Raw genomic sequence first — 24,443 nt, 5'->3', positions numbered from 1 at the left:
CATGAAATCCTTTCGTAACATCCGCGTCATCCCGGTCGTCCTGATTGCCGTCGCGGGCCTCGCCACGCTGAAGGTGGCGGGCCTCGCGATCAATGGCGGCTATGTGTTCGACTACAAGCCGAACCAGGGCAAGAAGTCCTGGGCGGAGGAGAACCTGAATTTTCCGACCGGCCGCGACGATCCCGATATCACGGGATCGACCCATGGCGCGCCGAAGGAGCCACCGAAGCCGGCCGCGCCCGAGACCAAGATCGAGGGCGGCACCCCGGTCAAGATCGACGAGACCCAGCCACAGGTCTCGGCCTCCGAGCGCGCGATCCTGGAGCGGTTGCAGGCGCGCCGGCAGGAGATCGAGGCGCGCCAGCGCGAGATCGACATCCGCGAAAGCCTGCTCAAATCGGCCGAGAAGCGCATCGAAGGCAAGGTCGAGGAGATGAAGGCGGTGGAAACCCGCATCTCCGCGACGCAGGCCGAGCAGAAGGCCGCCGAAGCCCAGCGCATGAAGGGCCTCGTCACCATGTACGAGGGCATGAAGCCGAAAGATGCCGCACGGGTGTTCGACCGGCTGGAGATGGGCGTGCTGATCGAGATCGCCTCGGCCATCGCGCCGCGGAAGATGTCGGACATCCTCGGACTGATGTCGTCGGAGGCCGCCGAGAAGCTGACGGTCGAGATGGCGCGGCGTGCCAATGGCGGCGGCGACCAATCGGCCTCGGCCGCGGAACTGCCCAAGATCGACGGCAAGCCGACGCAAAAGCCGAATTGAGGGCGCGAGGCGAACAGTGCTATCGCGGCCGGTCGCGTTGTGGCGTGGTCGTTCGAATGAATCCCAGCGAGACGCCTTGCGTGCCTAATTCACGAAAACCTGTTGCACCCTCCGAGCAGGCGGGCGCCACCGCTTCTCCACCCGAGGAAGAATATCTACCTGCTGCTTGATCGGCGGCGCCTTCGTGACGCGAGTCACGAGCTGTAGCGTGCTATGGCAACAGGAGCACTCAAATGTTTTCAGGGCATATCCTCGGGCAATCGGAACGATCGCGACGACGGCTCTTGCCCTGCTACACACAATGCAACCGGCTTCTCCGTTCATTGATTACCCCCGAAGCTAACCAATGCGATTCGCATCGCCGAGGTCACATCTGATTCAGAGTCGCGCGCGGACCGCAACCTCCCGCAGGTTGTGAGCGCGCGCCCGGCAACTCATCAAGGCGACAGATCGAACTCCCGCGGCGGATGCAGTCGAACCAGGGGGCACCCTCTGAGACTGCGATGAGTTGACGCGCGCAGGTGTGAGCTGGCGTACAGTGGCGCTCAAGGCGCGGTCCTACGCTTCGGCCATTCGCAATCGGCAGCGCAGGAGAAGGCCATGAACTACTCGTCCGCAGCAGAACGCGTCATTGAGGCCGTCAACCGGCTGCTCATAGCGGCGATGACATCCGCGTGGACATCCGCCCTGAGCCATCAGCATTCAGCTCCGCCAGGTGTTGACGACGGCTACGAGGAAGACTCTTCTCTCGACGAACAGAGCTCCTCGGCGCCGGAAGGCGCGGACAAGCAACACTGACGAGGCAATCGACTTGAGCGTCACAGGATTAGATCGTGCAACACATGGCCGTGAACTGTTCCTGCCCCGTGAGGCGGGTCAGCATCGGATGGCGACGTTTCAGCCATGAACGCCAGCTCGGACCCATGGAGTCCCTCAGCCTGCCCGTGCTGACCGACGAAGTCCGAGGGATGCTCCCACACTGCGCTGTGCAGCGAGCCCGGCGAAGCGTCATCTGTAAACTGGAACGAGTCGCCGAGCTGCTGCGGATTGACGGGCTTGGATCCGGACTCTCCCTGGGACGGGTTGTGCTGCTCCGCCTCGCTTGACGGCAAATGGTTGGCGCCGCCGCTCGCTGACTTCAGGAGGCTTGGGTTAGGCGTCGTGTCTGCCGTTTCATCGCTGGCATGATCATGGGCATGAGCCGCCTTGGCGGCGCTTCCCGGTGGCAAGATGCCGTCGTCAGCATTGCTCCCCGGCGCAAAACTGCCCCCGGCGTGGTGTTCGGCACCGTCATGGACAGACTTCAGCATGGCGACCGGAATGCCGGGCACCTGGCCGCTCGCGGCAATCGCGCCGCTTTTGCCAGCCATTGAGGCCGCGTCGAGCCCGGTCAGGTTGTCGAATATAAAGCTGGTCTCCGTGTGTGTGACGATGTGCTGCACGATCACCGCGAGTGCGCCGGCTGAGGGAGGTGCCGCGTCGCTGCGCAGCGGCTCGATCGCGAGCGTTTGCACTTCGTCTGAACCGGAGAAGCTGGAATACTCGGTCCGTCCGATCTGGTCCCAGCTCGAATCGAGGCTGTAGGCCGGCTCGGTCGATTGGATCGTCGAACTCTCCGCCGCGAGAAGCGTGCCGTCGATGCTGCCGAAATCGGACGAGACTCCGGAGGCGGTCGTCGCCTCAGCGCTTGCGTCACTCTGCGCGGTTGCGGTGAGGTCGAGCAGTTCGCCGGAAACCGCCATCACAGGTGCCGCCGCCGGCGCCATGATGAAGTCCGACGCGTCGACCGTTGCAATCCCCTGCAAATGAATTTCGAGCAGAGCGGAATCGCCAACGTGCAGGGTCTCGTCGGTTGGATTGATGTACACGATCGTTTCATTCGCCGCGCTGTCATAGAGCCAGGCGATCGTATGTGGCGGCACGGCCGTGCTGGTTGAGCTCAAGGCCAATATGACAAACCCAAGCGCGCCAAGAGCAGTCAAGTCGATCTTGTCGGCCCCCGAGGCGAAGTCGGTGATGGTGTCGAACTGGCTTGCGTGGGAATCGGCTACGAACAAATAAGCGAAGCGGTCGTTCCCATTGCTGCCGGTGAGTTGATCCGCACTAAATCCACCGGTTATGGTGTCGCTGCCGTTATTGCCGTTGATTGTATCGCTGCCCGAGCCGCCGTAGATGGTGTCATCCCCGTCATTGCCTTTGATCGTGTCATTTCCCGAGCCGCTATAGAGGACGTCGGCTTTGCCGGTCCCGTTGACGGTGTCGCTGCTGGCCCCTGCGTAGATGATCTGACCTCCATCGCCGCCGCCGGCAATGGTTTCGCTCCCCGGCGTTCCATACACGTTGGGTGGATCGGAGATCACTGCAGATCCGGTGGCCAAATTATCATAATCGTTGGGGTCAGCGTCGCTGGCGCCATGAATGGCGACGGTGACCGTCTGCGTCGTACCGTCGATGGCAGTTACCGTGAATGTGTCGGTCAACATGTCGCCGACGTCGAGCGCCTGAACCACGCTGTTGTTATTATCAAGAGTGTAAGTCCATACGCCGGCCGCGGTCATCGTGAAGGTACCGTACCCGCCGTCACTTGCTGTCGAAGGGACTGCGGTGAACGTGTTCGGCGCGTTGTCGACGTCTGTATCGGTGAGCGTGCCCGTCGCGATCCGAGCGCCAGATGAGAAGGTTCCTGCCTCGGTCACTGAGCCGGTCGTAGTGCCAAAAATGAGGGCCGCGTCGTTGCTGCCCTGAATGGTGATCGTCACCACCTGCGGCGTGCCGTCGAGGGTCGTGACCGTGAAACTGTCGGTGAGCGTGCCGCCGACATTGAGCGCCTGCACCGCGCCATTGGCGTTGTCGAGCGTGTAGGTCCACACGCCGGTGGCGGTTAACGTAAAAGTGCCATAACCATTCGTGCTTGCCCTGGGTGAACTCACCGCGGCGAAGGTGTTGGGTGCATTGTCGACGTCGGCGGCAGAGAGGGTGCCAGTTGCGCTCGGACTGCCGGGTGACGCATTGGCGATGCCGCCCGCCTCAGTCACCGAGCCGGCCGTGGTTCCTGAAACGATGGCAGCATCGTTGGTGCCATGGATGGTGACCGTCACGACTTGGGCAGTTCCGTCCAGTGTGGTGACTGTGAACGTATCGGTCAGTGTCTCGCCGGTATTGAGCGCCTGCACCGCGGCGTTGGCATTGTCGAGCGTGTAGGTCCAAGCGCCGGCTGCCGTCATGGTGAAGGTGCCATAGCCGGCGGTGCTCGCTGTTGGCGAGGTGACTGCCGTGAAAGCATTTGCAGTCGTGTCGACGTCTGTGTCGGTGAGGATGCCGGTCGCGGTCGGCGTGCCAGGCTTTGTATTGGCGAGACCGCCAGCCTCGATCACTGCACCGGTCGTCGCGCCGGAGATGATCGCGGCGTCACTGGCTCCGTGGATCGTGATCGTCACCACTTGGGCGGTGCCGCCGATCGTGGTCACCGTAAAGGTGTCGGTGAGCGTGTCGCCGGCGTTGAGCCGCTGCACTGTGAGATCGGCATTGTCCAAGGTGTATGTCCACACGCCGGACGTCGTCATCGTGAAGGTGCCATAGCCACCGGTGCTCGAGGTTGGCGAACTCACTGCCGTGAACGTATTGGGCGGATCGTCGACGTCGGTGTCAGAAAGGGTGCCGGTCGCAATCGGCGTGCCAAGCGCTGCATTGTCTATGCCGCCGGCCTCGACGACCGAACCGGTCGTATTGCCGGAGATGATTGCAGCGTCGTTGACACCGTTGACGGTGATTGTGAACGTCTTGCTCGCGGAGGTGAGGCCGTCGGAAACCGTGATAACGAAACCGTCGGTCGAGGGCGATTTCAGCGCGTTGATCGCGACGCTGTTCGGCACGAACGTGTAGGCGCCGCTCGTACTGTTGACGTAGAGCGTCCCGTACGGACCTGGCTTTGACAGATCGTATGTCACTCCTTCGAGGATCGTCTCGTTGGCGGCCGCCCCAATGACCCCAAAGGTCAGCTTGGCGCCGCTGCTGGTGCTGCTGGCGGTGAAAACTCCGCTCGTCGGAGTGAATGTATCAAACACCACCGTATCGAGCTCGGTTGGCCCCGCTCCGGTGCTGAGCGTCGGCGGCACAGGGTCAAGAATGGGAATAACGAATGGTGACACGGGGGCCAGCAGGTTCTGCGGCGCGGGCGCATCGGATGGAATGAAATTGATTGGCTGCAACGACAGCGATTTGACAAAGGGTGGTGTGCTCGATCCGCGTGGACCTTGCCCGTCTGTGAGATTGGCGAGCACGTCCTGCTGAGCGGCGCGCAACTCGTCCATGCGAGCGGCCGTGTTCCCGACTTGGTTGATACTGATGGTGGAGCCCACCTTCTTGAGGACGATCGTCTCGCCGGGATCTTCGACGATGATGTGTCGCGGGATCCGCTCCTTGGTCACGAGCTCGAATGCGCCGTGCGCAAGGTCCTTGTAGGTAATGGAATCGTCATCCAGGAAAGTGACCTCCGGATCCGCGGCTTCGGCATCTTGCGCGGTCGAGAAAGTCAATGCTGCCAGCGTCAGCATCCCGAAACCGCCCGCGTGGCTCCGGGCGCGAATGCCTGCAATGGGCGTATTCAACTGGAGCGACCCGCCTTTTGCCAGCCGGCCCGGGACGAAACTGAAGCTCCCTCGGGTCACGTCGAACAGGGCTGCGAGTGGCATGCCTTCGACGTCTAAGACGAACTCGCTCAGCTCAACTTGAGTGCCGCAGCCGATGCCGAAAAAAGTACCGTCGATGAAGCGAATTGTGATCTGTCCGTCGGCACCGCTCTCCAGCACGTCGCCCCTGTAGATCGGCGCACCAGCTACCGCTTGTGTGGCGATGCCGCTCGCTCGTGTAAGCGTACAGCAACCGATCACCGTATGAATATGGCCGATGAATTCGGCGGGCAGGGCCATGGCGGCCCCGTTATCAGCCTGGATGCCGGAAGCAACTAACATGGCTCGCCCTCGCCTGGGTTTCAGGCTCGGCGTGCCGCCTTGCTCGGGGTCCTCGCCAAGGCACAACATTTCCTAGCGCCGGCAGCCCCGAAGGCTTGCCCGCCGAAAAATCAAGTCTGAGAGGGAGAGACGCATTGTGCCGGGGACAACGAAGCGTACCCCCATCCCCCGCCGTGCCCCTCCCGCCAATGTGATTAAATAGACAAACGAGATGTATTTAATTTGTGGCGCTCGCTTGGCGCTGGATATAAGGTAGTCCGGTTAATAAGATTAAACAATAATTATATTTATTGTGGCGGCGTTGCGCGGTTCAAAAAATGGACCGCCGATAGCGGCAAGATCTTCTCAGAAAGGGGGGATCATGTGCAGACCTGCGATAGCCGCTCTGGCGACCGTCCTTGTTGTGGCGCTTGCCTGCTTCTTGCCGGGTGCCGCTCGAGCGCAAATCGATTCCGCCAAGCCCGCCGTCGCTACCGCGTCACCGAAGCCGATTGGGAAGGTGGTAGCGGCCACAGGCTCCGTCACCATCGAACATGCGGGCGCAGTGATCGTTCAGGCGAATGTGGCGAGCGACCCCGGCCGGGCCAACACCGGTGACCCCGTATATCTTGGTGATGTGGTGCAGACCGGGGCCGACGGCCGAGTCGGCATCAATTTTACCGACGGCAGCTCGTTCAATCTATCGAGCAACGCCCGTATGGTGCTGGATCATTATGTATATGAGCCGGCCGGCAAGTCCAATGCGAGCCTATTCAATCTCGCCAAGGGAACGTTCACTTTTGTTGCAGGCAGCGTCGCAAAGACAGGCGACATGAAGGTCGATACCCCCGTCGCCACGCTCGGGATCCGGGGCACGACGCCGCATATCGAGATTTCGGATGATGGGTCGGTCAGATTCTCTACCTTGATCGAAGAGGGCAAGAGCAAGCTTCTGAAGAAGCCGCCGACATCCGCGGCGCCGGAGCCCGATCGAAGCAGCAATCGCAGGCTCAACATCTGTCGGGGATGCTGAGAAGCTGGCCTGCTCCGAAGCCGTCTTGATGCCGCAGCGCCGGCCGGGCATTGGTGCTTCGCTCGCTGTCGGAGTGGGATTTTGGTGTGGCAATGACCGCAAGAGCCGGTTTCATCAACGCGGTGATGCTCGTTCTTATCATTGTGCTGTCCAGTTCGGCTGGCTGGGCGCAGAAGCCGAAGAAGGGCAGCTCCCTCAAGAACGTCGAACTGTGTAACAGCTCAGACCGCGTGTCGCCCGAAGCTCGGATCGATGGCTGCACGGCGTTCATCGAAGCGGGCGAGGGAGCGGTGAACGGCTTCGTTATCGCCTACAACAACAGGGGGAATGCCTATAGCGCTAAAGCCGACTACGAACGCGCGATCAAGGACTTCCTCGAAGCGGCCAGGCTTGACCCGAACTATGCGAAAGCCTTCAACAACCTCGGCGTGGCCTATCTGAGAAAGGGCGCGAACGATCTAGCGATCGGCGCTCTTGAGGAGGCGCTCAAGCTCAACCCGAACTATGGCGCTGCCTATGCCAACCGCGCGGCAGCCTACTTGAAGACGAACGCGTTCGACCGTGCGGCGCGGGACTATGACGAGGCAATTCGCCTTGATCCGAAGCTGGAGGCGGCGCGGAGCGGCCGCTGTTGGACCCGCGCCGTCCTTGGCGCTTTACAGGCTGCGCTGGAAGACTGCGATATTGTGCTTCGATCGGAAACAAACAACGCGGCAGCATACGACTCGCGAGCTCTTATAAATCTGAAAATGGGGCAATTCTCCGCGGCTATAGATGACTACAACTCAGCACTGCGGCTCGTGCCCAAGCTTGCCAGCGCGCTGTACGGCCGAGGGCTTGCCCGATTCAAGCTGGGCGACACAGACGGTGGCCATAGCGACATCTCCGCGGCTAAGAAGATCGACGCTGCGATTGACGAAGCTTTTGTCCGCTATGGGGTGCCGCGAAGGGACTGACCATCCGCGACAGCGCCGTTGTGCAGGCGTTAACAAATCCTTAACCATCGGCGCCTCAAATTCAAATCCAGCGGATCCGTCGACGCTCGATGCGGCACGGCGTGCAGCTCCCCAGAGCAAATCAAGATTTAGCATTAACAAGTCCTTAATTGGCGAGACCTACAGTCGAGGGCAGGGGCCGGCGTCAGGACCGGCGTCGACCGTCGAAACGGAAGAAATGCCGCCAATGGCGCGAGAGGCTGCCGCTGGATTTGTGTCGCGAGCCCGCGCTTTAGCGCCGGGCCTGTCGCGTCATGTCCGCGCGGCGGGCATGCTGGCGGTCTGCCTGCTGATCGGTTTCGGTGCACCTGGCCGGGCCGCCGATCCCGTCAGGGGCGAGGCGACTTTTTCGGCCGGCGGCGGCTTTGCCCGCCTCGTCATCAAGCTCGGCGAGGACGTTCCCTCCGAGGTGGCGACCGCCGGCTCCATCCTCATCATCCGCTTCGACCGGCCGGTCGACGTTCCCGTCGACCGCGTGCCGGAAGGCGCCCCCGATTACATCAATTCCGCGCGCCGCGATCCCGACGGCAGTGCCATCCGCTTGTCGCTGGCGCGGCGCGTCACGGTCAACACCATGAACGCCGGCGAGCGCACCTTCATCGATCTCCTGCCCGAGGGCTGGAAGGGGCCGCCGCCGAGCCTGCCGATGGACGTCGTCAAGGAGCTCGCCGAGCGTGCGCGCATCGCCGAGCGCGCGCTGCGCGCCCAGCGCGTCGCGGCCGAGACCAAGAAGCGTCCGCCGATCCGCGTGCGTGCCTCGGTGCAGCCGACCTTCGTGCGCTTCGTGTTCGAGATGCCCGACGGTGTCGGCGTCTCCTCCGTGCTCAACGAGCAGAAGCTCACGCTGGCGTTCAATGCCAACCTCAATTTCGATCTGGCGGACGCGGTCGTCGCGGCGCCGCCAAACGTTGCCTCGATCAAGCAGAAGGCCGACATCGACCAGACCAATGTCGAGATCGCGCTGATCGGCGATTCCGACGTGCACTCGTTCCGCGACGAGAAGAACTACATCGTCGACGTGTCTTTCCAGCCCGACAAGGGCAAGATTGCCGCGACGCCGGAGGCGGCGCTCACGCAGATGAAGCCCGGAGGTTCCGGACCTCGGCCTGCGCCGGACAAGCCCGCGGCCGAGAGGCCGAAGGATGCCCAACGCGAGATCGTGCCGCCGACCTCCGAGACGATCGCGCGCGAAGCCAAGATCGACGTCAAGCCGGACGTTAAACCCGAGCTGAAGCCGGAAGCGCCGACGGCGATGCCGGCAGCGGAGGCGCCGAAACCGGGGCCGGCGCCCGCGACCGAGGCGGCGCGCGCTCCGGAGGCGGCCAAGGAGGCCACGAAGGACGTTGCGAAGCCGGCGCCCCCTACTGGCGAAGCTGCGACCGTGCCGGCCAAGCCCGCGCCGGCCGAAGAGGCCGCGAAGGAGCCGGTCAAGGAAGCCGCCAAGGAAACGGCCAAGGAAATTGTCAAGCCTGCGCCGCAGCCCGCGATCGCCGGCGTCGATGCGCGTCGCGACAGCGACGGCTTGCGCGTGACGTTCCCGATTCAGGTCGCAACGGCCGCGGCCGCGTTCCGCCGCGGCGATACCGTCTGGCTGGTGTTCGATTCGCCGAAGCCGATCGACGTCGAGGCGATCCGCACCAAGGGCGGCGCGATGATCGGCGAGGTCGGCCGCATTCCCCTCGACAAGGGGCAGGCGGTGCGCATCCGTCTCACGCGCCCGCTGGTCTACTCGCTGGCGAGCGAGGAGGTCGGCAAGGAAACCAACTGGCTCCTGACGCTGGCCGACAAGATCCAGTCGACGCCGCTGCCGCTGATGATGTCCCGCAACATCACCGACCCCGCGCTTGCCAACATCGCGATCCCCTTCGCCAACCCGGGCCAATTGCACAAGCTCACCGACCCCGATGCCGGTGACACGCTCTATGTCGTCACCGGGCAGCGGCCGGTGCGCGGCTTCATCAAGCGGCAGGACCTCGTCGATCTCTCGCTGCTGGAATCGGCGCACGGCATCGCGATCCGGCCGAACTCCGACGAGGTCGGCGTCGAGGTCGGCGCCGACAAGGTGATCCTCGGCAAGAAGGGCGGATTGACGCTGTCGCCGGTCGACATCTCGGCCGAGCGGGCGCCGACCGCGGTGCGCCCGGTGTTCAGCCCCGAAGCCTGGCGCAAGGGCCAGTCGGAAAACTTCATGGCGCGCCAGAACGAGCTGATGACGGCGATCTCGGCGGTCGAGCCGGCGCTGCGCTCGCTACCGCGGCTCGACCTCGCGCAGTTCTACATGTCGCGCGCGATGTATTACGAGGCCAAGGCCGTCACCGACGTGATGCTGAGCGATCCCCTCAACAAGGAGGAGAGCGGCGCGCTGATCATCCATGCGATCGCCAGCATCCTGATCGGCCGGCCGGCGCAGGGCCTGAAGGACCTCGCCAACCCCGTGATCGGCAACAGCCACGATTCCCAGCTCTGGAAGGCGCTCGCCTTCGCGCGCCAGGGCAAATGGGCGGACGCGCGCGAGAAGTTCAAGAACGTCGAATTCGCCATCGCCTCGCTGCCGCTCGACATCCAGCGCATCGTGACGATGGATGCGATGCGCGCGTCCCTCGAGGTGAAGGACTATGCCGGCGCCTCCAAGCGCCGCAGCGAGCTCGAAGTGGTCGGCGTCTCGCCCGAGGCGGGGCCCGGCTTCGCCGTGCTGCGCGGCCGGCTCGCCGAGGCGCTCGGCCACGACAAGGACGCGCTCGACGACTACAGGTTCGCAGCCGCCTCGGCCGACCGGCCGGCGGCGGCGGAGGCCAAGCAGCTCGAGATCGCGCTGCGGCAGAGGCGCGACGAGATCGGCAAGGAAGACGCGCTGCGCGAGCTCGAGACCCTGTCCATGACCTGGCGCGGCGACTCGATCGAGGTCAAGACGCTGCAGATGCTGTCGCAGATGTATGCCGAGAGCGGTCGCTACCGCGACGCGCTCACTGCGGCGCGCACCGCGACGAGGCTTCAGCCGAACGCGGAAGCCTCCCGTCAGGCGCAGGACCTCGCCTCCGAGTTGTTCACGCAGATCTTCCTCGGACCGAAAGGTGACGACCTGCCGCCGGTCGAAGCGCTCGGCATGTTCTACGAGTTCCGCGAGCTGACGCCGATCGGCCGCCGCGGCGACGAGCTGATCCGCCGGCTCGCCGACCGCCTCGCCTCGATCGACCTGCTCGACCAGGCCGCCGAGCTCCTGCAATACCAGGTCGATCATCGCCTCGAAGGCGCCGCGCGTGCCCAGGTCGCCGCGCGTCTTGCCATGATCTATCTCGCCAACCGCAAGCCCGACATGGCGATCACCGCACTGCGCGCCAGCCGCATCAGCGATCTCTCCGGCGAGCTCAGGCAGCAGCGCCTGCTGCTGGAAGCGCGCGCGCAGAGCGACGTCGGCCGTCACGATCTCGCGCTCGACATCGTCTCCAACGTCGCCGGGCGCGAAGTGCTCCGCCTGCGCTCCGACATCTTCTGGGCGGCACGGCGCTGGCGCGAGGCCGCCGAGCAGATCGAGCTCTATTACGGCGAGCGCTTCCGCGACTTCAAGCCGCTCAACGCGGTGGAGAAGAGCGACATCATCCGCGCCGCCGTCGGCTATGCGCTCGCCGACGACTCCATCGGCCTGTCGCGCTTCCGCGAGAAATACGCGCCGCTGATGAGCGAGAGCGCCGACCGTCTCGCCTTCGACATCGCCAGCAAGCCGGCCGCGGCCTCCAGCGCCGAATTCGCCGAGATCGCCAAGCTCGCCGCCAGCGTCGACACGCTCGACGGCTTCCTGCGCGAGATGAAGCAGCGCTTCCCCGACGCCTCCGCCCGCGCGCCGCAGGCCAAGGACGAAGCCGACCACACCGGCTCGCTGCCGACGATCCCCGTCGTGCGGCAGATCAAGATGACGCGGTAGGGAGCCGCGCAAAGCGCGGCGTGGGACCGTGCCGCATCCTCCGTCATTTGCGAGCGCCGCCGCTCTATCCCCGTCGTTGCGAGCGCAGCGACTTGTCCGCCGAAGCCTTGGCGAAGGCGGAAGCAATCCAGAATCTTTCCGCCGCGGCAGTCTGGATTGCTTCGTCGCAAGGGCTCCTCGCAATGACGGGGAGGGCGCGGTGGCTATTGCGGGAAGCGGAGAGGATGCGCCAGCGGTGCGCCCGCCGTCACCCCCCGTAGCTCTGCACCAGGCTTCCCGCCACCAGCGACCAGCCGTCGACCAGCACGAAGAAGATCAGCTTGAACGGCAGCGAGATCGTCGCCGGCGGCAGCATCATCATGCCCATCGACATCAGCACCGAGGCGACGACGAGGTCGATGATCAGGAAGGGCAGGAACAACAGGAAGCCGATCTCGAAGGCGCGCTTCAGCTCGGAGATCATGAAGGCGGGGACGAGGATGCGCAGTGCGAGGTCGTCGGGGGTGGCCGGTGCCGGCTCGCCCGACAGATCCAGAAACAGCCTGAGGTCCTTTTCGCGCACGTTCTTCTGCATGAAGCCGCGCAGCGGGACGGAGGCGCGCTGCAGCGCGTCCTCGACGCCGATCTGGTTGGCGACGAGCGGCCGGATGCCGTCGTCGTAGGATTTCTGCAGGACCGGGCCCATCACGAAGAAGGTGAGGAACATGGCCAGCGCGATGATCACCGAGTTCGGCGGCGCGGTCGCCGTGCCCAGCGCGGTGCGCAGCAGCGACAGCACGACCACGATGCGCGTGAATGACGTCATCATGATCAGGATCGACGGTGCGATCGACAGCACCGTGAGCAGCGCGATGAGCTGGATCGCGCGCTCGGTGACGCCGCCACCGCCAGCGCCGCCGCCGAGGTTGATGCTGATGTCCTGCGCATGCGCAAGGCCTGCGAGCGAGGCCGCGACCAACAGGACAGAAAGGAAAAGAACTCTACGCGGGAGGGACGGCAGCCTCACGAAGACGGCTTCGGACGGCCGAGCAGCGAGGCCATCTCGTCTTCGAGATTTTCAAAGCTGGTCTTTTCCGCGGCCGGCTTTTGCGGCGGGGCCGGTGGCGCCGCCGGCTCGCTGCGAGCCGCCCGCGGGGGAGCGGCCGGCGGCTCCGGCGCGACGGGCGGGGCGACCGTTTCGCCGGCGGGGCGGCGAAGCGCTGCCTCCAGCCGCTGCGCCATTTCCGCGAGGTTCTGCTCGGCGCTCGACGGGCCCGCGGCGGGCGCCGGCGGTGCAACCGGCGGAGCCGGCGGAGGAGGCGGCGGGGCAGCGGCGCGCTCGGCCCGCACGGGCGGCATCTTCATCGGCTCGCTCTGGCGCGGCGGCCTTGGCATCAGCGGCGGCTCGCTGCGCGGAACGCGCGGCGGCAGCGGCTCGGGCCGCGGTTCGCGCTCGGGCCTTGGCGCGATCGTATCGGCCGTGAAGCCGGCCAGGGGATCGCTGCGGCGTTCGGCCAGAGCGGGGGCGGGCCGGCGCACCTCGTCGGCGAAGGACGGGCGCGAAGGCCGCGGCGGCGGCTCGGGCATTTGCGGCTCGGGATGATCGAGCATCTCGGGCCGCGGCGCCTCGTCGGCCCAGCCGCCGGCGTCCGGCATGGGAGCAAGGCGTGGCGGCTCGGCGGCGTTGGGACGCTGGGGGAGCTGATCGCGGCCATGCGCGGCGCGAACGATGTTGGGCTCGACCACGATGTCGGTGGGGCCGCCGATCATCAGGAGGTGCTCGACATTGTCGCGCCGGACCAGCACCAGGCGGCGCCGGCCGTCGACCGCGGCGGCATCGATCACGGCAAGGCGGGGCATCCTGCCGCGCTGGGTGTTGGCGCCGAGCCGGCTGGTGGCGAATCGGCGAACCAGCCAAGCAGCGACGCCGATCAACGCCAGAACGACGATGAACGCGACGATGAAGGTGATAGGGCTGCCTTGCATACTAGTCCCCGACAAATGGCGCTTCTCTCGTGCCCGTGGTCGGATACGCCAACCACCAGCCTACGATGCCCCAAACTGCGATTTCTTAACGTCCCACGGCAAGTTTTGCCGTCCCCAACTCTTAATAACCCATGAATCGCTCGATCCAAAACGACTTCTTGGCCTGTGCACGGCCGCCAAACGGTTGGGTTAATGCTGATTCTGCAGGGCGTAGAATCACGGGGTGCGGAAATCCTGTCCCGCTCGGGGACATGCGTCGGGGATCCCTTAACCAGCTGTTAACCATACACGCGGCAAATTCTGCCTAGCTGCGGACCTCGGGGTCCGTGTCAGGCGGAAGGAGCCGCGACGATGTCCATCAACGACCTCCCGGAGCTGTCGGCGCTTCGCACCAAGATGCAGTGGCACCAGGAACGCCAACGCGTCCTGTCCGAGAACGTCTCCAATTCCGATACGCCCAAATTCCGGCCGCGCGACCTGGTCGAGCCGAAACTCGACAAGAGCGGGGCCGTCACGGGCTCGATGGGCCCCCTGGCGCTGACCCGCACAAGCGGCTCGCACATGACGCCGTCGGGCGCGGCTTCCGTATTCGACCAGAACAAGAACGCCGGCTTCGAAACCCGCCCTGCCGGCAACGCCGTCAATCTCGAAGAGGAGATGATGAAGGCCGCCAGCAACCAGATGGACTACGCGGCGGCGACCTCGCTCTATTCGAAGAGCCTGCATCTGCTCAAGACCGCGATCGGCAAGGCCTAGCCGCATGATCTTCGGAACAGAACAGCTAGAGGAGGCGCATCATGGCCAATGACAGCAGCGACTTCGCCCGCTCGATGGCGATCGCGACCTCCGGTCTGCGGGCGCAAGCCGGCCGCATGCGGGTGATCTCGGAAAACATCGCGAACGCGGATTCGACCGCGCAGACCCCCGGCGGCGACCCCTACCGGCGCAAGGTTCCGACCTTCTCCTCCGCGCTCGACCGCGCGCTGGACGCGCAGGTCGTCACCCTCGGCAGGATCAAGCCCGACCAGTCGAACTTCCGCGTCAAATACGAGCCGAACAATCCGGTCGCGGACGCCAGCGGCAACGTCAAATATCCCAACGTGAACTCGGTGGTCGAGATGACCGACATGCGCGATGCGCAGCGGTCCTACGAGGCCAATCTCAACATCATCAGTGCGACGCGCCGGATGATCCAGCGCACGATCGACATCCTCAAGAGCTGAACAGGACAATTGAGCCATGGCATCACCCACAATCGCGGCCAATGCTTACGCCAACCTTGCCCGGGTGCTGGAGACCGGCGGTGCCGGCAAGAGCACCGAGGCAAGCGGGCAATCCTTTGCCTCGATGCTGAAGGACGCCGTCGGCAGCGTCATGGAATCCGGCCGCAAGGCGGACGCGCAGACGATCGCGATGGCCTCCGGCAAGGCCAACGTGATGGACGTCGTGACCGCGGTCGCCGACACCGACGTCGCGGTGTCCACGCTGGTGTCGGTCCGCGACCGCGTGATCGCGGCCTATGAAGACATCATGAAGATGCCGATCTGATGGTTCGGCGCTGGCGCCTGCTCCGGGCGTCATTGCGAGCGCAGCGAAGCAATCCAGGATCTTTCCGAGGCGGCAGTCTGGATTGCTTCGTCGCAAGGGCTCCTCGCAATGACGGGGAGGGGCCGGGTGGTCCTCGCCGGGGTGGTTGGGGATGAAAGTGGACAAGGAATTCTGCGAATGACCGGCCCCGAGACCCTCGACGTCGCGCGCGATGCCATCTGGACGATCGTGATCGTGTCCTCCCCGCTGATGGTGGTCGGTCTGGTGGTCGGCGTCGTCGTGTCGCTGTTCCAGGCGCTGACGCAGATCCAGGAACAGACGCTGATCTACGTGCCGAAGATCCTGGCCATCTTTGCCACGATGCTGCTGGCGCTGCCGTTCATGGCCGACGCGCTTCATTCCCATATGCTGCGGATCTCGTCGCGAATCATCGGCGGCTGAGGCAAGATGCAGCGATTATGCGCATCGACGTCTCGCTGCTGCCGGAGCTCGCCGCGTCCTTCATGCTCGCCTTCGCCCGGGTCGGCGCGATGGTGATGCTGTTGCCGGGGCTGGGCGAGACCAATATCCCGACGCGGATCAAGCTGTCGATCGCGCTGCTGCTCACGCTGATCATCCTGCCGCTGCATCGCAACGCCTACCAGGTCGATATGGGCTCGCTGGCGCCGCTGCTGGTGCTGATGCTGCATGAGATCGCGATCGGCATCGTGCTGGGAGCGACCGCGCGCGTGACGCTGTCGGCGCTCCAGGTCGCGGGATCCGTGATCGCGCAGCAGATGGGGCTCGGTTTCGTCACCTCGGTCGATCCGACGCAGGGACAGCAGGGTGTGCTGGTCGGCAACTTCCTGACCATCCTGGGCGTGACGCTGCTGTTTGCCACCGACAGCCATCATCTGGTGATCGCCGCGCTGAACGACAGCTATACGATCTTCTCGCCGGGCGAGACCGTGTCGAGCGGCGATGTCGCCTCGCTGGCAACGCGCGCCTTTGCCGCCGCGTTCCTCCTGGGCTTGCAGCTCTCGGGACCGTTCCTGGTGTTCGGCCTCGTCTTCAACATCGGGCTCGGCGTGCTGGCGCGGCTGATGCCGCAGATGCAGGTCTATTTCGTCGGCGTGCCGCTGTCGATCTTCGCAGGCTTCCTGGTGCTCGCCGTGGTGCTGACCGCGATGATGGGCACGTTTCTCGATTATTTCATCGGTGTCATGCACCAGATGATGCCGCTCAAGTGACGGGGGTCGAACGATGGCGGAAGACAACGATCCCGAAAGTCAAACAGAAGACCCGACGCAAAAGCGTCTCGACGATGCGCTCGAACGCGGTGACGTCGCCAAGAGCCAGGAGATCAACACCTGGTTTATGATGGCGGGCGGCACGCTCGTGGTCGCAACCTTCTCGGGCTCGGTCGGCAGCGGGCTGCTGACGCCGATGCGCAACCTGCTCGCCAATTCCTGGATGATCAAGACCGACGGCAAGGCCCTGCTCGCCCTGATGCAGCAGATCGAGCTCGCCGTGCTCGCCGCGGTCGGCGTGCCTCTGTTGATGCTGGTGCTGGCGGCCATCGCCGGCAACATGCTCCAGCACCGTCTGGTGTGGTCGGCCGAGTCCCTCAAGCCCAAGTTCAACAAGATTTCGCCCGGCGCCGGCTTCAAGCGCATCTTCGGCAAGCAGGCGGCGGCCAATTTTCTCAAGGGCATCGGCAAGCTCGTTGCCTTGGCCGTGGTCATGACCATGATCCTGTGGCCGGAGCGGCATCGCATGGAGGCGATGGTCAGGCTCGATCCGGTCGCCATGCTTGGCGCCAGCACCAGCATGACCGTCCAACTGCTCGGCGCGGTGGTCGCCGCGCTCGCGATCGTCGCCATCGCCGATTATTTCTTCCAGTATCGCAGCTGGTTCCAGCGGCAGAAGATGTCGCTCCAGGAGATCAAGGAGGAGTTCAAGCAGTCCGAAGGCGATCCGCACATCAAGGGCAAGATCCGGCAATTGCGGCAGCAGCGCGCCAAGAAACGCATGATGGCGGCGGTTCCCAAGGCCTCGGTGATCATCACCAACCCGACCCACTATTCGGTGGCGCTGTCCTACGAGCGCGGCATGACGGCTCCGGTCTGCGTCGCCAAGGGCGTCGACAACCTCGCTTTCAAGATCCGGGAGATCGCGCGCGAGCACGACATCCCGATCGTGGAGAACGTGCCGCTGGCCCGCGCGCTCTATGCCACCGTCGAGGTCGACCAGGAAATCCCGACCGAGCACTACCACGCGGTCGCCGAGGTGATCGGCTACGTCATGCGGCTGAAGCGCGGATTTGGCGCGGGGCGGGGATAAAGCACCCGAAAAATACCGGAAATGGCCGTAATCTGGGAATCAGCGTACCTTTCGCTCCTGCTGCCCTTGCACCTCAGGGTCCGATTCAGGCAGGGAGGACCCCATGCGCCCCGTGGCGCGTTGATTCTCTGCCGACAGGCCGCGCCAGCTTGAGATGACCGCCGAGACCGACCACGACCTCACACGCGAGCCCGGTGCGGCGCACGAGCCGTCGCCGCGCTCGGGCAGCATTGCGCTGGTGCTGCTGGTGGCCGCCGGCCTCGTCGCCGTCGCCGTCGGACTGATGACGCTCGGACGGGTGCAGGCGCAGCCCTATATCCTCGGTGTCCTCGCCGTGCTGGCGATGGTCGGCCTGTTCAACCTGTTCGCGTTTGCCGCCGGCATCATCCGCTTTGCCGATCGCAATCTCGACGATCCGATCATTCGCCGCATTTCCGATCACGCCTTCGACGGGCTCGCGGTCACCGATGCCCGCGGCCACGTGATCTATTCCAATGCCGCCTATCTGACGCTGACCGGCGCCAGCGGTCCGCAGGACGTGCGTCCGGTGGAACGCGTCTTCATCGGCAACCCCGATGTCTCCGAAGCCGTGTTCCGGCTGCTGAAGGCCGCGCGCGAGGGCAAGCGCCAGCAGGAGGAGGTGCGCATCTCCGGCCACGACGGCAGCCAGGGCCGCTGGCTGCGCATGCGCGTTCGCCCGCTCGGCACTGAAAAGCGCGAGGCGAAATACGCGGTATGGTCGATCGCCGACATCACCCGCGACCGCGAGCGCCAGGAGGACGTGTTCCAGGAGCTCCAGCACGCCATCGAATATCTCGATCACGCGCCGTGCGGCTTCTTCTCGGTCAATCCGGCCGGTGAGCTCGCTTATGTCAACGCGACGCTGGCGAACTGGCTCGACTACGACCTCGCCGAGATCGGTTCGGGCGGCCTCAAGCTGACCGACATCGTCTCCGGCGACGGCGCCTCGCTGCTGACGTCGATCGTGGCGGTGCCGGGCGAGGTGAAGACGGAAGTCTTCGACATCGATCTGCGCATGCGCACCGGCAAGACCATGCCGGTGCGGCTCTATCACAAGCTCGCCTTCGGCGCCGACGGCGCGCCGGGGCCGTCGCGCACGCTCGTCATCAGCCGCGCCCGCGACGAGCGCAGCGACCCCGATCGTGCCGCCGAAGTGCGCTTCATGCGCTTCTTCGACCATACGCCGATGGCGATTGCGACCGTCGACCGCGCCGGCAACGTCGTGCGCGCCAATGCCCGCTACGCCAAGCTCGGCCAGGCGTTGGGGCTCGACAGCGCCTCCAAGTCGATCTTCCGCGCGGTCAATGCGCGCGACCGCCACCTCCTGATCGCGGCCATCAACCAGGCCGCCGAAGGCCAGGCCGACATCGCGCCGGTCGAGGTGGCGCTGGAAGGGACCAAGGAGCGCTGGGGCCAGTTCTTCGTCACGCCGGTCGATTCGGCCGAGAACGACGCGGAAGCCGCCATCGTGCACATGCTCGAGACCACCGAGCGGCGCGCGCTGGAGAACCAGATCAACCAGTCGCAGAAGATGGAGACGGTCGGCCAGCTCGCCGGCGGCATCGCCCACGACTTCAACAACGTGCTGTCCGCCATCATGATGGCGAACGACTTCCTGCTGAACGCGCACAAGCCGACCGATCCGTCGTTCCAGGACATCATGCAGATCAAGCAGAACGCCACGCGCGCCGCGACGCTGGTGCGGCAGCTGCTGGCGTTCTCGCGGCGGCAGACGCTGCGGCCGCAGGTGCTCGACCTCGGCGACGCGCTTTCCGATCTCACCATGCTGCTGCGCCGGCTGATCGGCGAGAAGGTCAAGCTCGACCTCGTCCACGGCCGCGATCTCTGGCCGGTGAAGGTCGACGTCTCCCAGTTCGAGCAGGTGATCGTGAACCTCGCGGTGAACGCGCGCGACGCCATGCCCGACGGCGGCAAGCTGATCATCCGCACCGCCAACGTCTCCACCGAGGACGCCGGCAAGCTCGCCTACAAGGGCATGCCGGCGGCGGATTACGTCCGGATCGAGGTCGCCGACACCGGCACCGGCATTCCCGCCGACATCCGCGACAAAATCTTCGAGCCGTTCTTCTCGACCAAGGAAGTGGGCAAAGGCACCGGCCTCGGCCTTTCCACGGTCTATGGCATCGTCAAGCAGACCGGCGGCTTCATCTATGTCGATTCCGAGCCGGGGCAGGGCACCTCGTTCCACATCTTCCTGCCGCGCCATCACGCCGAGCCGGAGGTGCAGGTCGAGCAGCCGGCTGTCGCCAGCGCGACCAATGGCGCCGCGAAGGACGCCGCTGCCGTCGAGGCCAAGCCGCGCACCGATCTCACGGGACAGGGCACCATCCTGCTGGTCGAGGACGAAGAGGGCCTGCGCGCGCTGAACGCACGTGGCCTGCGCTCGCGCGGCTATACCGTGGTCGAGGCCGAGAACGGCGTCGAAGCCATGGAGATGCTGGAGGAGCAGAGCGGGGCGATCGATCTCGTCGTCTCCGACGTCGTCATGCCCGAGATGGACGGACCGACGCTCTTGAAGGCGATGCGGGAGAAGAACCCCGACATCAAGTTCATCTTCGTCTCCGGTTACGCCGAGGACGCCTTCGAGAAGAGCCTGCCCGAGGGCCAGCAGTTCGACTTCCTGCCGAAACCATTCACGCTCAGCCAGCTCGTGGCGGCGGTGAAGGAGACGATGACGAAGCAGGGCTGAGGGCGCTCTCGCCGCGCATCTGCGGCCCCGCCGGTAACCCGTAGCGACGGTTTCCCCGCCGGATCCGGCCAGATCCCGCCCAATATGGGCTTTTGCCACATCCCCGCGACTGAGGGCCGCAGCCACAAGTTCCGAAACCGGCTTCACTTTTGGGGAAGTCTGCCCATCTTAAGAGCACGTCCCCATGCCGGGGATTTGGGAAACGAACATGAATTTCTCGCTACGCTCCCGCAATCTCTTCAAGACGCTCGCCGTCATGCTGGCGCTTGCGCTGCCGACAGCGCTCGTCATCTCGTCCGCCGACGCGCGTGTCGGCGGCGGCGGCTCGTCCGGTTCGCGCGGCTCGCGCACCTATTCCGCTCCGCCCCCGACCACGACGGCGCCGGGCTCGGCCTCGCAGTTCAACCGGACCTACACCCAGCCGGGTGCAGGCATGAACTCGGCTGCTGCCGCGCCCGCGCGCGGCGGCCTGTTCGGCCGCGCCGGCGGCTTCATGGGCGGCCTCGCGGCCGGCTTCCTCGGCGCCGGCCTGCTCGGCATGCTGTTCGGCGGCGGCCTGTTCGGCGGCCTCGGCGGCTTTGCCTCCATCCTCGGCCTGATCATCCAGATCGCGCTGGTGGTGCTCGTGGTGCGGCTGGCGATGTCCTGGTGGCAGCGCCGTCACGCGCAGCAGCAGCCGGCCTACGCCAATGCTAACGCCGGTTCCGGCCAGGGCCCGCAGACCAATTATCGCAGCGGCCTCGGTGGCGGTGCGCTCGGCGGCGGCGCTCTGGGTGGAGGCGGCCTTGGCGGCTTCGGCTTCGGCGGTGCCAACAATGCGCCGGTCGAGATCAAGCCGGACGATTATGAAGCGTTCGAGCGCCTGCTTGGCGAGATTCAGGCGGCCTGGTCGAACGAGGATGTGGCCAAGCTGCACACGCTCGCGACGCCCGAGATGGTCTCCTATTTCGAGCAGGACCTCGCCCAGAACCGTGCGCGGAACGTCGTCAACAAGGTGACCGACGTCAAGCTCTTGCAGGGCGACCTCGCCGAAGCCTGGCGCGAAGGCGAGACCGACTACGCCACGGTGGCGCTGCGCTTCGCGCTCACCGACAAGACGCTGGACCGCAACAGCGGCACGCTTATCGCCGGTAGCGAGCAGCCGGGTGAAGTCACCGAGGTCTGGACGTTCGCCCGTCGGCCCGGCAGCGGCTGGGAATTGTCGGCGATCCAGCAGACCAACTGATCGCAAAGCGATTGAAGACAAGGGCGCCGTGCTTCCCGCACGGCGCCTTTTCTTTTGCGGCCCTGCATCGCGGCATCGGAATAAGCGGGGGCGCAGCGGGTTGAAATCAGGCGGCCAACGACAAACGACAAACAAAACGGGAGGACAACATGATCCGTATCAGGAGATCCCTGACGATTTCCGCGCTGGCCGTGGTTCCGCTTGCATGGTTTGCGGCCCTGTCGGCGCAGGCGCAGTCGGCCGACATGACGTTCTTCGTGACCTCCAGCGGCCTCGGCAAGGGTGCCGACCTCGGCGGCCTGGAGGGAGCCGATGCGCAGTGCCAGAACCTGGCACAAGCCTCCGGCGCCGGCGCGAAGACCTGGCGCGCTTATCTCTCGACACAGGCCGCCGAGGGCAAGCCGGCCGTCAATGCGCGCGATCGCATCGGCAAGGGACCGTGGCAGAATGCCAAGGGTGCGGTGATTGCCAAGGACGTGGCCGAGCTGCACGGTTCCGCCAACAACCTGACCAAGCAGACGGCCCTCAGCGAGAAGGGTGAAATCATCAACGGCCGCGGCGACACGCCGAACCGGCACGACATCCTGACGGGAACCCAACCCGACGGCACCGCGTTCGCGGCCGGCGACGACAAGACGTGCAAGAACTGGACGTCGAGCACGCAGGGTGCGGCGGTGGTCGGCCATGCCGATCGCCAGGGCCTGCGCGACGACGAACCGTCAAAGTCCTGGAACAGCTCGCACACCTCGCGCGGGTCCGATGGTGGTTGCTCGCAGGCCGATCTGAGGAGCACCGGCGGCGACGGGCTGCTGTATTGTTTCGCTGCGAATTGAAGCGCTGAACTCTATCGGCGCGTCATTGCGAGGAGCTCAGCGACAAAATTGCGTAGCCATTTTGCGCAGATGCGACGAAGCAATCCAGACTATTCCGCCGAGGCAAACTGGATTGCTTCCGCCTTCGCCGAAGGCTTCGGCGGACAAGTCGCGACGCCCGCAATGGTGGCTATGCGGCGCGAGTACTCCGTCTCACCCTGACGGAACCTCCGACGGCATGTTACATTAGTCCGCACGTGTTCACGTTCGCGGACCCCTCCCATGACATACGAGCTCTATTACTGGCCCGAGATCCAGGGCCGCGGCGAATATGTGCGGCTGGCGCTGGAGGAGGCAGGCGCGGCTTACGTCGATGTCGCGCGCGGAGCGCGCGGGACGGCGGCGATGATGAAGATGATGGACGCGCGCAAGGGCACGCCGCCATTTGCGCCGCCGTTTCTGAAGGCCGGCAAGCTCGTCATCGGCCAGACCGCCAACATCCTGCTCTATCTCGGCAGCCGCCACGGGCTTGCGCCGAAGACGGAGGCGGGAAAGCTGTGGGTGCATCAGCTCCAGCTCACCATCACCGACTTCGTGGTCGAGATCCACGACACCCATCATCCGCTCGGGCCCTCGCTGTACTACGAGGACCAGAAGCCGCCGGCGAAGAAGCGCACGGCCGCATTCTGGGACGAGCGGGTGCCGAAATATCTCGGCTATTTCGAGCAGCTTCTCGACGCGAATGGCGGCGGCTATGTCACGGGCCGCCGGCTCACTTATGTCGATCTCTCGCTGTTCCAGATCGTCGCGGGGCTGCGCTATGGCTTTCCCAAGCGCATGAAGGCGTTCGAGACGGACGTGCCGGGCCTCGCCGGCCTGCACGATCGGATCGCCGCGCGGCCCAACATCAAGGCCTATCTCACAAGCCCGCGCCGCATTCCCTTCAACGAGCAGGGCATCTTCCGCCGCTACAAGGAACTGGACGGGTAAAGCGTTTTCAAGCGAAGTGGATACCGGTTCGCGTCAAGAAAACGCGGGCAGTTTCCTCGCCGATGCGCGAAGGGGGCCGGCGCCTTAGGGCAGGGAATGCCGAGGGCACATCGTCGCGAACGGGAACAGCCGCGCGCCGTGGCGGCGACCAGGACCACGTTCGGCAATTGCGAAAGGACCGATCAGGCGAGCTGATCGATCCGCGTGCCCTGACCCGGCGGCAGCGGCACGGGCGGCTGCGGCTTGTAGGTCGGGTCGGCGTCCCTGGTCTTGGTCTGATCGTCCTGCTGCTTGGTCGTGTCGTAGCTGGGAACCACGATCGCGATTGGCGGCGGTGCTACGGTAGAAACCTTCATCCGCAAATCCTCACAATATGGAAACGATTCAGCCTGCGCTGTGAGGAGCGAAGATTCCTTCAAGGCGATCGTTAAAATGCGAGGGATTGGGCGGGAGGATCGCGGTGTTTGCGTCATCCGCACGATGCCGAAGGAGATGACAAAATCTCTCCCCGTCATTGCGAGGAGCTCTCGCGACGAAGCAATCCAGACTGTCTCGCGGAGAGATTTCTGGATTGCTTCGCTTCGCTCGCAATGACGGAGTCGGTGACGGGCGGCGTCGCGTCACTTGTGTACCGTGTCTGCAGCAAGCGCGAAGAAGAGCCGCCGCCTATTCGTCCTTGCCGCGCGTGATCGCGATCGACGCCTCCGTCTTGGTGCGGATGCATTCCATGTTGAGCCGGCGATAGCGCATGCTGACCTTGTCGCCGCGGAGCAGGCCCATGCGCTTCAGGCAGCGTGTCGCGCCCGTCGTGGTGTCGTCCTTGGTCACGGTGAAGACGATCGCGGCCATCGATCCCACCAGCGCATAGAATTCCGGCTTGGGCTTGCGATCACCCTTGGCATAGAGCTCGATCGAATATTTGTCGCCGCGGCAACTCACGGAGAGCTCCTTGGCCGCCGGATGCGTCATGTAAACGACGTTTGCGGCACGGAAATTCACCTTCAGGCGATCGACCTGGTTCGCCAGCTCCTTGGCGCTGTCATCGCAGCGGTCGGCCCGGGCCGGCGAGGTGAGGGTCACAAGGCCGGTGATGGCGGCGGCGACCAGGATCGCGCCGCGGACGTTCAGTTCCAATGTCATGATGAAAAGCCCCTTACGACGCGCATTCAAGCGTCGGCGGACGCCAAG

General features: G+C 64.9%; 20 protein-coding genes. 15 read left to right on the top strand and 5 right to left on the bottom strand.

Going from position 1 to position 24,443, the window contains the following annotated elements; translation table 11 throughout:
* The first annotated feature begins 1 nt into the window (after window position 1).
* Together DCM79_RS17265 and DCM79_RS17260 are read left to right on the top strand one after the other, a co-directional pair.
* Window positions 2-766: a MotE family protein gene (locus DCM79_RS17265; protein WP_257175506.1), complete on the top strand. Its 765-nt coding sequence runs from the start codon at window positions 2-4 to the stop codon at window positions 764-766.
* Between the two features lie 600 nt (window positions 767-1,366).
* Window positions 1,367-1,564 carry a hypothetical protein gene (locus DCM79_RS17260; protein ID WP_257175505.1) on the top strand — a complete coding sequence of 66 codons (198 nt, stop codon included), beginning with the start codon at window positions 1,367-1,369 and terminating at the stop codon, window positions 1,562-1,564.
* Window positions 1,565-1,584: 20 nt separating this feature from the next.
* Here DCM79_RS17260 and DCM79_RS17255 read toward each other — a convergent pair whose 3' ends face one another.
* Complete coding sequence (locus DCM79_RS17255; protein ID WP_257175504.1) at window positions 1,585-5,736, bottom strand: VCBS domain-containing protein; 4,152 nt, start codon at window positions 5,734-5,736, stop codon at window positions 1,585-1,587.
* Between the two features lie 361 nt (window positions 5,737-6,097).
* Between DCM79_RS17255 and DCM79_RS17250 the strand changes: the two genes are divergently transcribed.
* The 3 genes from DCM79_RS17250 to DCM79_RS17240 all read left to right on the top strand — a co-directional run bounded on the left by DCM79_RS17250 (window position 6,098) and on the right by DCM79_RS17240 (window position 11,662).
* A complete protein-coding gene (locus tag DCM79_RS17250; RefSeq protein WP_257175503.1) occupies window positions 6,098-6,748 on the top strand; it encodes a FecR domain-containing protein in 651 nt (216 codons plus the stop codon).
* 92 nt (window positions 6,749-6,840) lie between these two features.
* On the top strand, window positions 6,841-7,704 hold the full coding sequence (locus DCM79_RS17245; protein ID WP_257175502.1) for a tetratricopeptide repeat protein: 864 nt from the start codon (window positions 6,841-6,843) through the stop codon (window positions 7,702-7,704).
* 226 nt (window positions 7,705-7,930) lie between these two features.
* Window positions 7,931-11,662: a tetratricopeptide repeat protein gene (locus DCM79_RS17240; protein WP_257175501.1), complete on the top strand. Its 3,732-nt coding sequence runs from the start codon at window positions 7,931-7,933 to the stop codon at window positions 11,660-11,662.
* Window positions 11,663-11,909: 247 nt separating this feature from the next.
* Here DCM79_RS17240 and fliP read toward each other — a convergent pair whose 3' ends face one another.
* Both fliP and DCM79_RS17230 read right to left on the bottom strand, forming a co-directional pair.
* The gene (gene fliP / locus DCM79_RS17235) at window positions 11,910-12,668 is read right to left on the bottom strand and encodes a flagellar type III secretion system pore protein FliP (protein WP_028137455.1); all 759 of its coding nucleotides are present in this window, start codon (window positions 12,666-12,668) and stop codon (window positions 11,910-11,912) included.
* Window positions 12,665-13,627, bottom strand: a complete 963-nt coding sequence (locus tag DCM79_RS17230; protein ID WP_257175500.1) for a flagellar biosynthetic protein FliO — start codon at window positions 13,625-13,627, stop codon at window positions 12,665-12,667. Before DCM79_RS17230 ends, fliP begins: the two co-directional genes overlap by 4 nt.
* A 351-nt stretch (window positions 13,628-13,978) precedes the next feature.
* On the opposite strand from DCM79_RS17230, the gene flgB reads away from it, so the two are divergent.
* The 10 genes from flgB (at window position 13,979) to DCM79_RS17180 (ending at window position 23,255) form a co-directional block, all read left to right on the top strand.
* Window positions 13,979-14,383 carry a flagellar basal body rod protein FlgB gene (flgB, locus tag DCM79_RS17225; protein ID WP_257175499.1) on the top strand — a complete coding sequence of 135 codons (405 nt, stop codon included), beginning with the start codon at window positions 13,979-13,981 and terminating at the stop codon, window positions 14,381-14,383.
* A gap of 41 nt (window positions 14,384-14,424) precedes the next feature.
* The gene (gene flgC, locus DCM79_RS17220; RefSeq protein WP_257175498.1) at window positions 14,425-14,850 is read left to right on the top strand and encodes a flagellar basal body rod protein FlgC; all 426 of its coding nucleotides are present in this window, start codon (window positions 14,425-14,427) and stop codon (window positions 14,848-14,850) included.
* Between the two features lie 16 nt (window positions 14,851-14,866).
* Complete coding sequence (fliE, locus tag DCM79_RS17215) at window positions 14,867-15,175, top strand: flagellar hook-basal body complex protein FliE (protein WP_257175497.1); 309 nt, start codon at window positions 14,867-14,869, stop codon at window positions 15,173-15,175.
* A gap of 177 nt (window positions 15,176-15,352) precedes the next feature.
* The gene (gene fliQ, locus DCM79_RS17210) at window positions 15,353-15,616 is read left to right on the top strand and encodes a flagellar biosynthesis protein FliQ (RefSeq protein WP_007612284.1); all 264 of its coding nucleotides are present in this window, start codon (window positions 15,353-15,355) and stop codon (window positions 15,614-15,616) included.
* Window positions 15,617-15,633: 17 nt separating this feature from the next.
* The gene (gene fliR, locus DCM79_RS17205) at window positions 15,634-16,404 is read left to right on the top strand and encodes a flagellar biosynthetic protein FliR (RefSeq protein WP_257175496.1); all 771 of its coding nucleotides are present in this window, start codon (window positions 15,634-15,636) and stop codon (window positions 16,402-16,404) included.
* Window positions 16,405-16,417: 13 nt separating this feature from the next.
* Window positions 16,418-17,497 carry a flagellar biosynthesis protein FlhB gene (flhB, locus tag DCM79_RS17200; RefSeq protein WP_257175495.1) on the top strand — a complete coding sequence of 360 codons (1,080 nt, stop codon included), beginning with the start codon at window positions 16,418-16,420 and terminating at the stop codon, window positions 17,495-17,497.
* 154 nt (window positions 17,498-17,651) lie between these two features.
* The gene (cckA, locus tag DCM79_RS17195; protein ID WP_028137448.1) at window positions 17,652-20,228 is read left to right on the top strand and encodes a cell cycle histidine kinase CckA; all 2,577 of its coding nucleotides are present in this window, start codon (window positions 17,652-17,654) and stop codon (window positions 20,226-20,228) included.
* A 184-nt stretch (window positions 20,229-20,412) separates the two neighbouring features.
* Window positions 20,413-21,453, top strand: coding sequence for a Tim44 domain-containing protein (locus DCM79_RS17190; protein ID WP_257175494.1), 1,041 nt, complete (start codon window positions 20,413-20,415; stop codon window positions 21,451-21,453).
* Window positions 21,454-21,602: 149 nt separating this feature from the next.
* Window positions 21,603-22,286, top strand: coding sequence for a lectin (locus DCM79_RS17185; RefSeq protein ID WP_257175493.1), 684 nt, complete (start codon window positions 21,603-21,605; stop codon window positions 22,284-22,286).
* A 261-nt stretch (window positions 22,287-22,547) separates the two neighbouring features.
* Window positions 22,548-23,255: a glutathione S-transferase gene (locus DCM79_RS17180; RefSeq protein WP_257175492.1), complete on the top strand. Its 708-nt coding sequence runs from the start codon at window positions 22,548-22,550 to the stop codon at window positions 23,253-23,255.
* Window positions 23,256-23,437: 182 nt separating this feature from the next.
* On the opposite strand, the gene DCM79_RS17175 is transcribed toward DCM79_RS17180, so the two are convergent.
* Together DCM79_RS17175 and DCM79_RS17170 are read right to left on the bottom strand one after the other, a co-directional pair.
* Complete coding sequence (locus DCM79_RS17175; protein WP_196236045.1) at window positions 23,438-23,611, bottom strand: hypothetical protein; 174 nt, start codon at window positions 23,609-23,611, stop codon at window positions 23,438-23,440.
* Window positions 23,612-23,921: 310 nt separating this feature from the next.
* Complete coding sequence (locus DCM79_RS17170) at window positions 23,922-24,395, bottom strand: hypothetical protein (RefSeq protein WP_257175491.1); 474 nt, start codon at window positions 24,393-24,395, stop codon at window positions 23,922-23,924.
* Window positions 24,396-24,443: the final 48 nt, after the last annotated feature.

Origin of the sequence: Bradyrhizobium sp. WBOS07 (assembly GCF_024585165.1) — a bacterium.
Classification (GTDB): domain Bacteria; phylum Pseudomonadota; class Alphaproteobacteria; order Rhizobiales; family Xanthobacteraceae; genus Bradyrhizobium; species Bradyrhizobium japonicum_B.
This window is presented reverse-complemented; position numbering and strand designations above follow the sequence as displayed.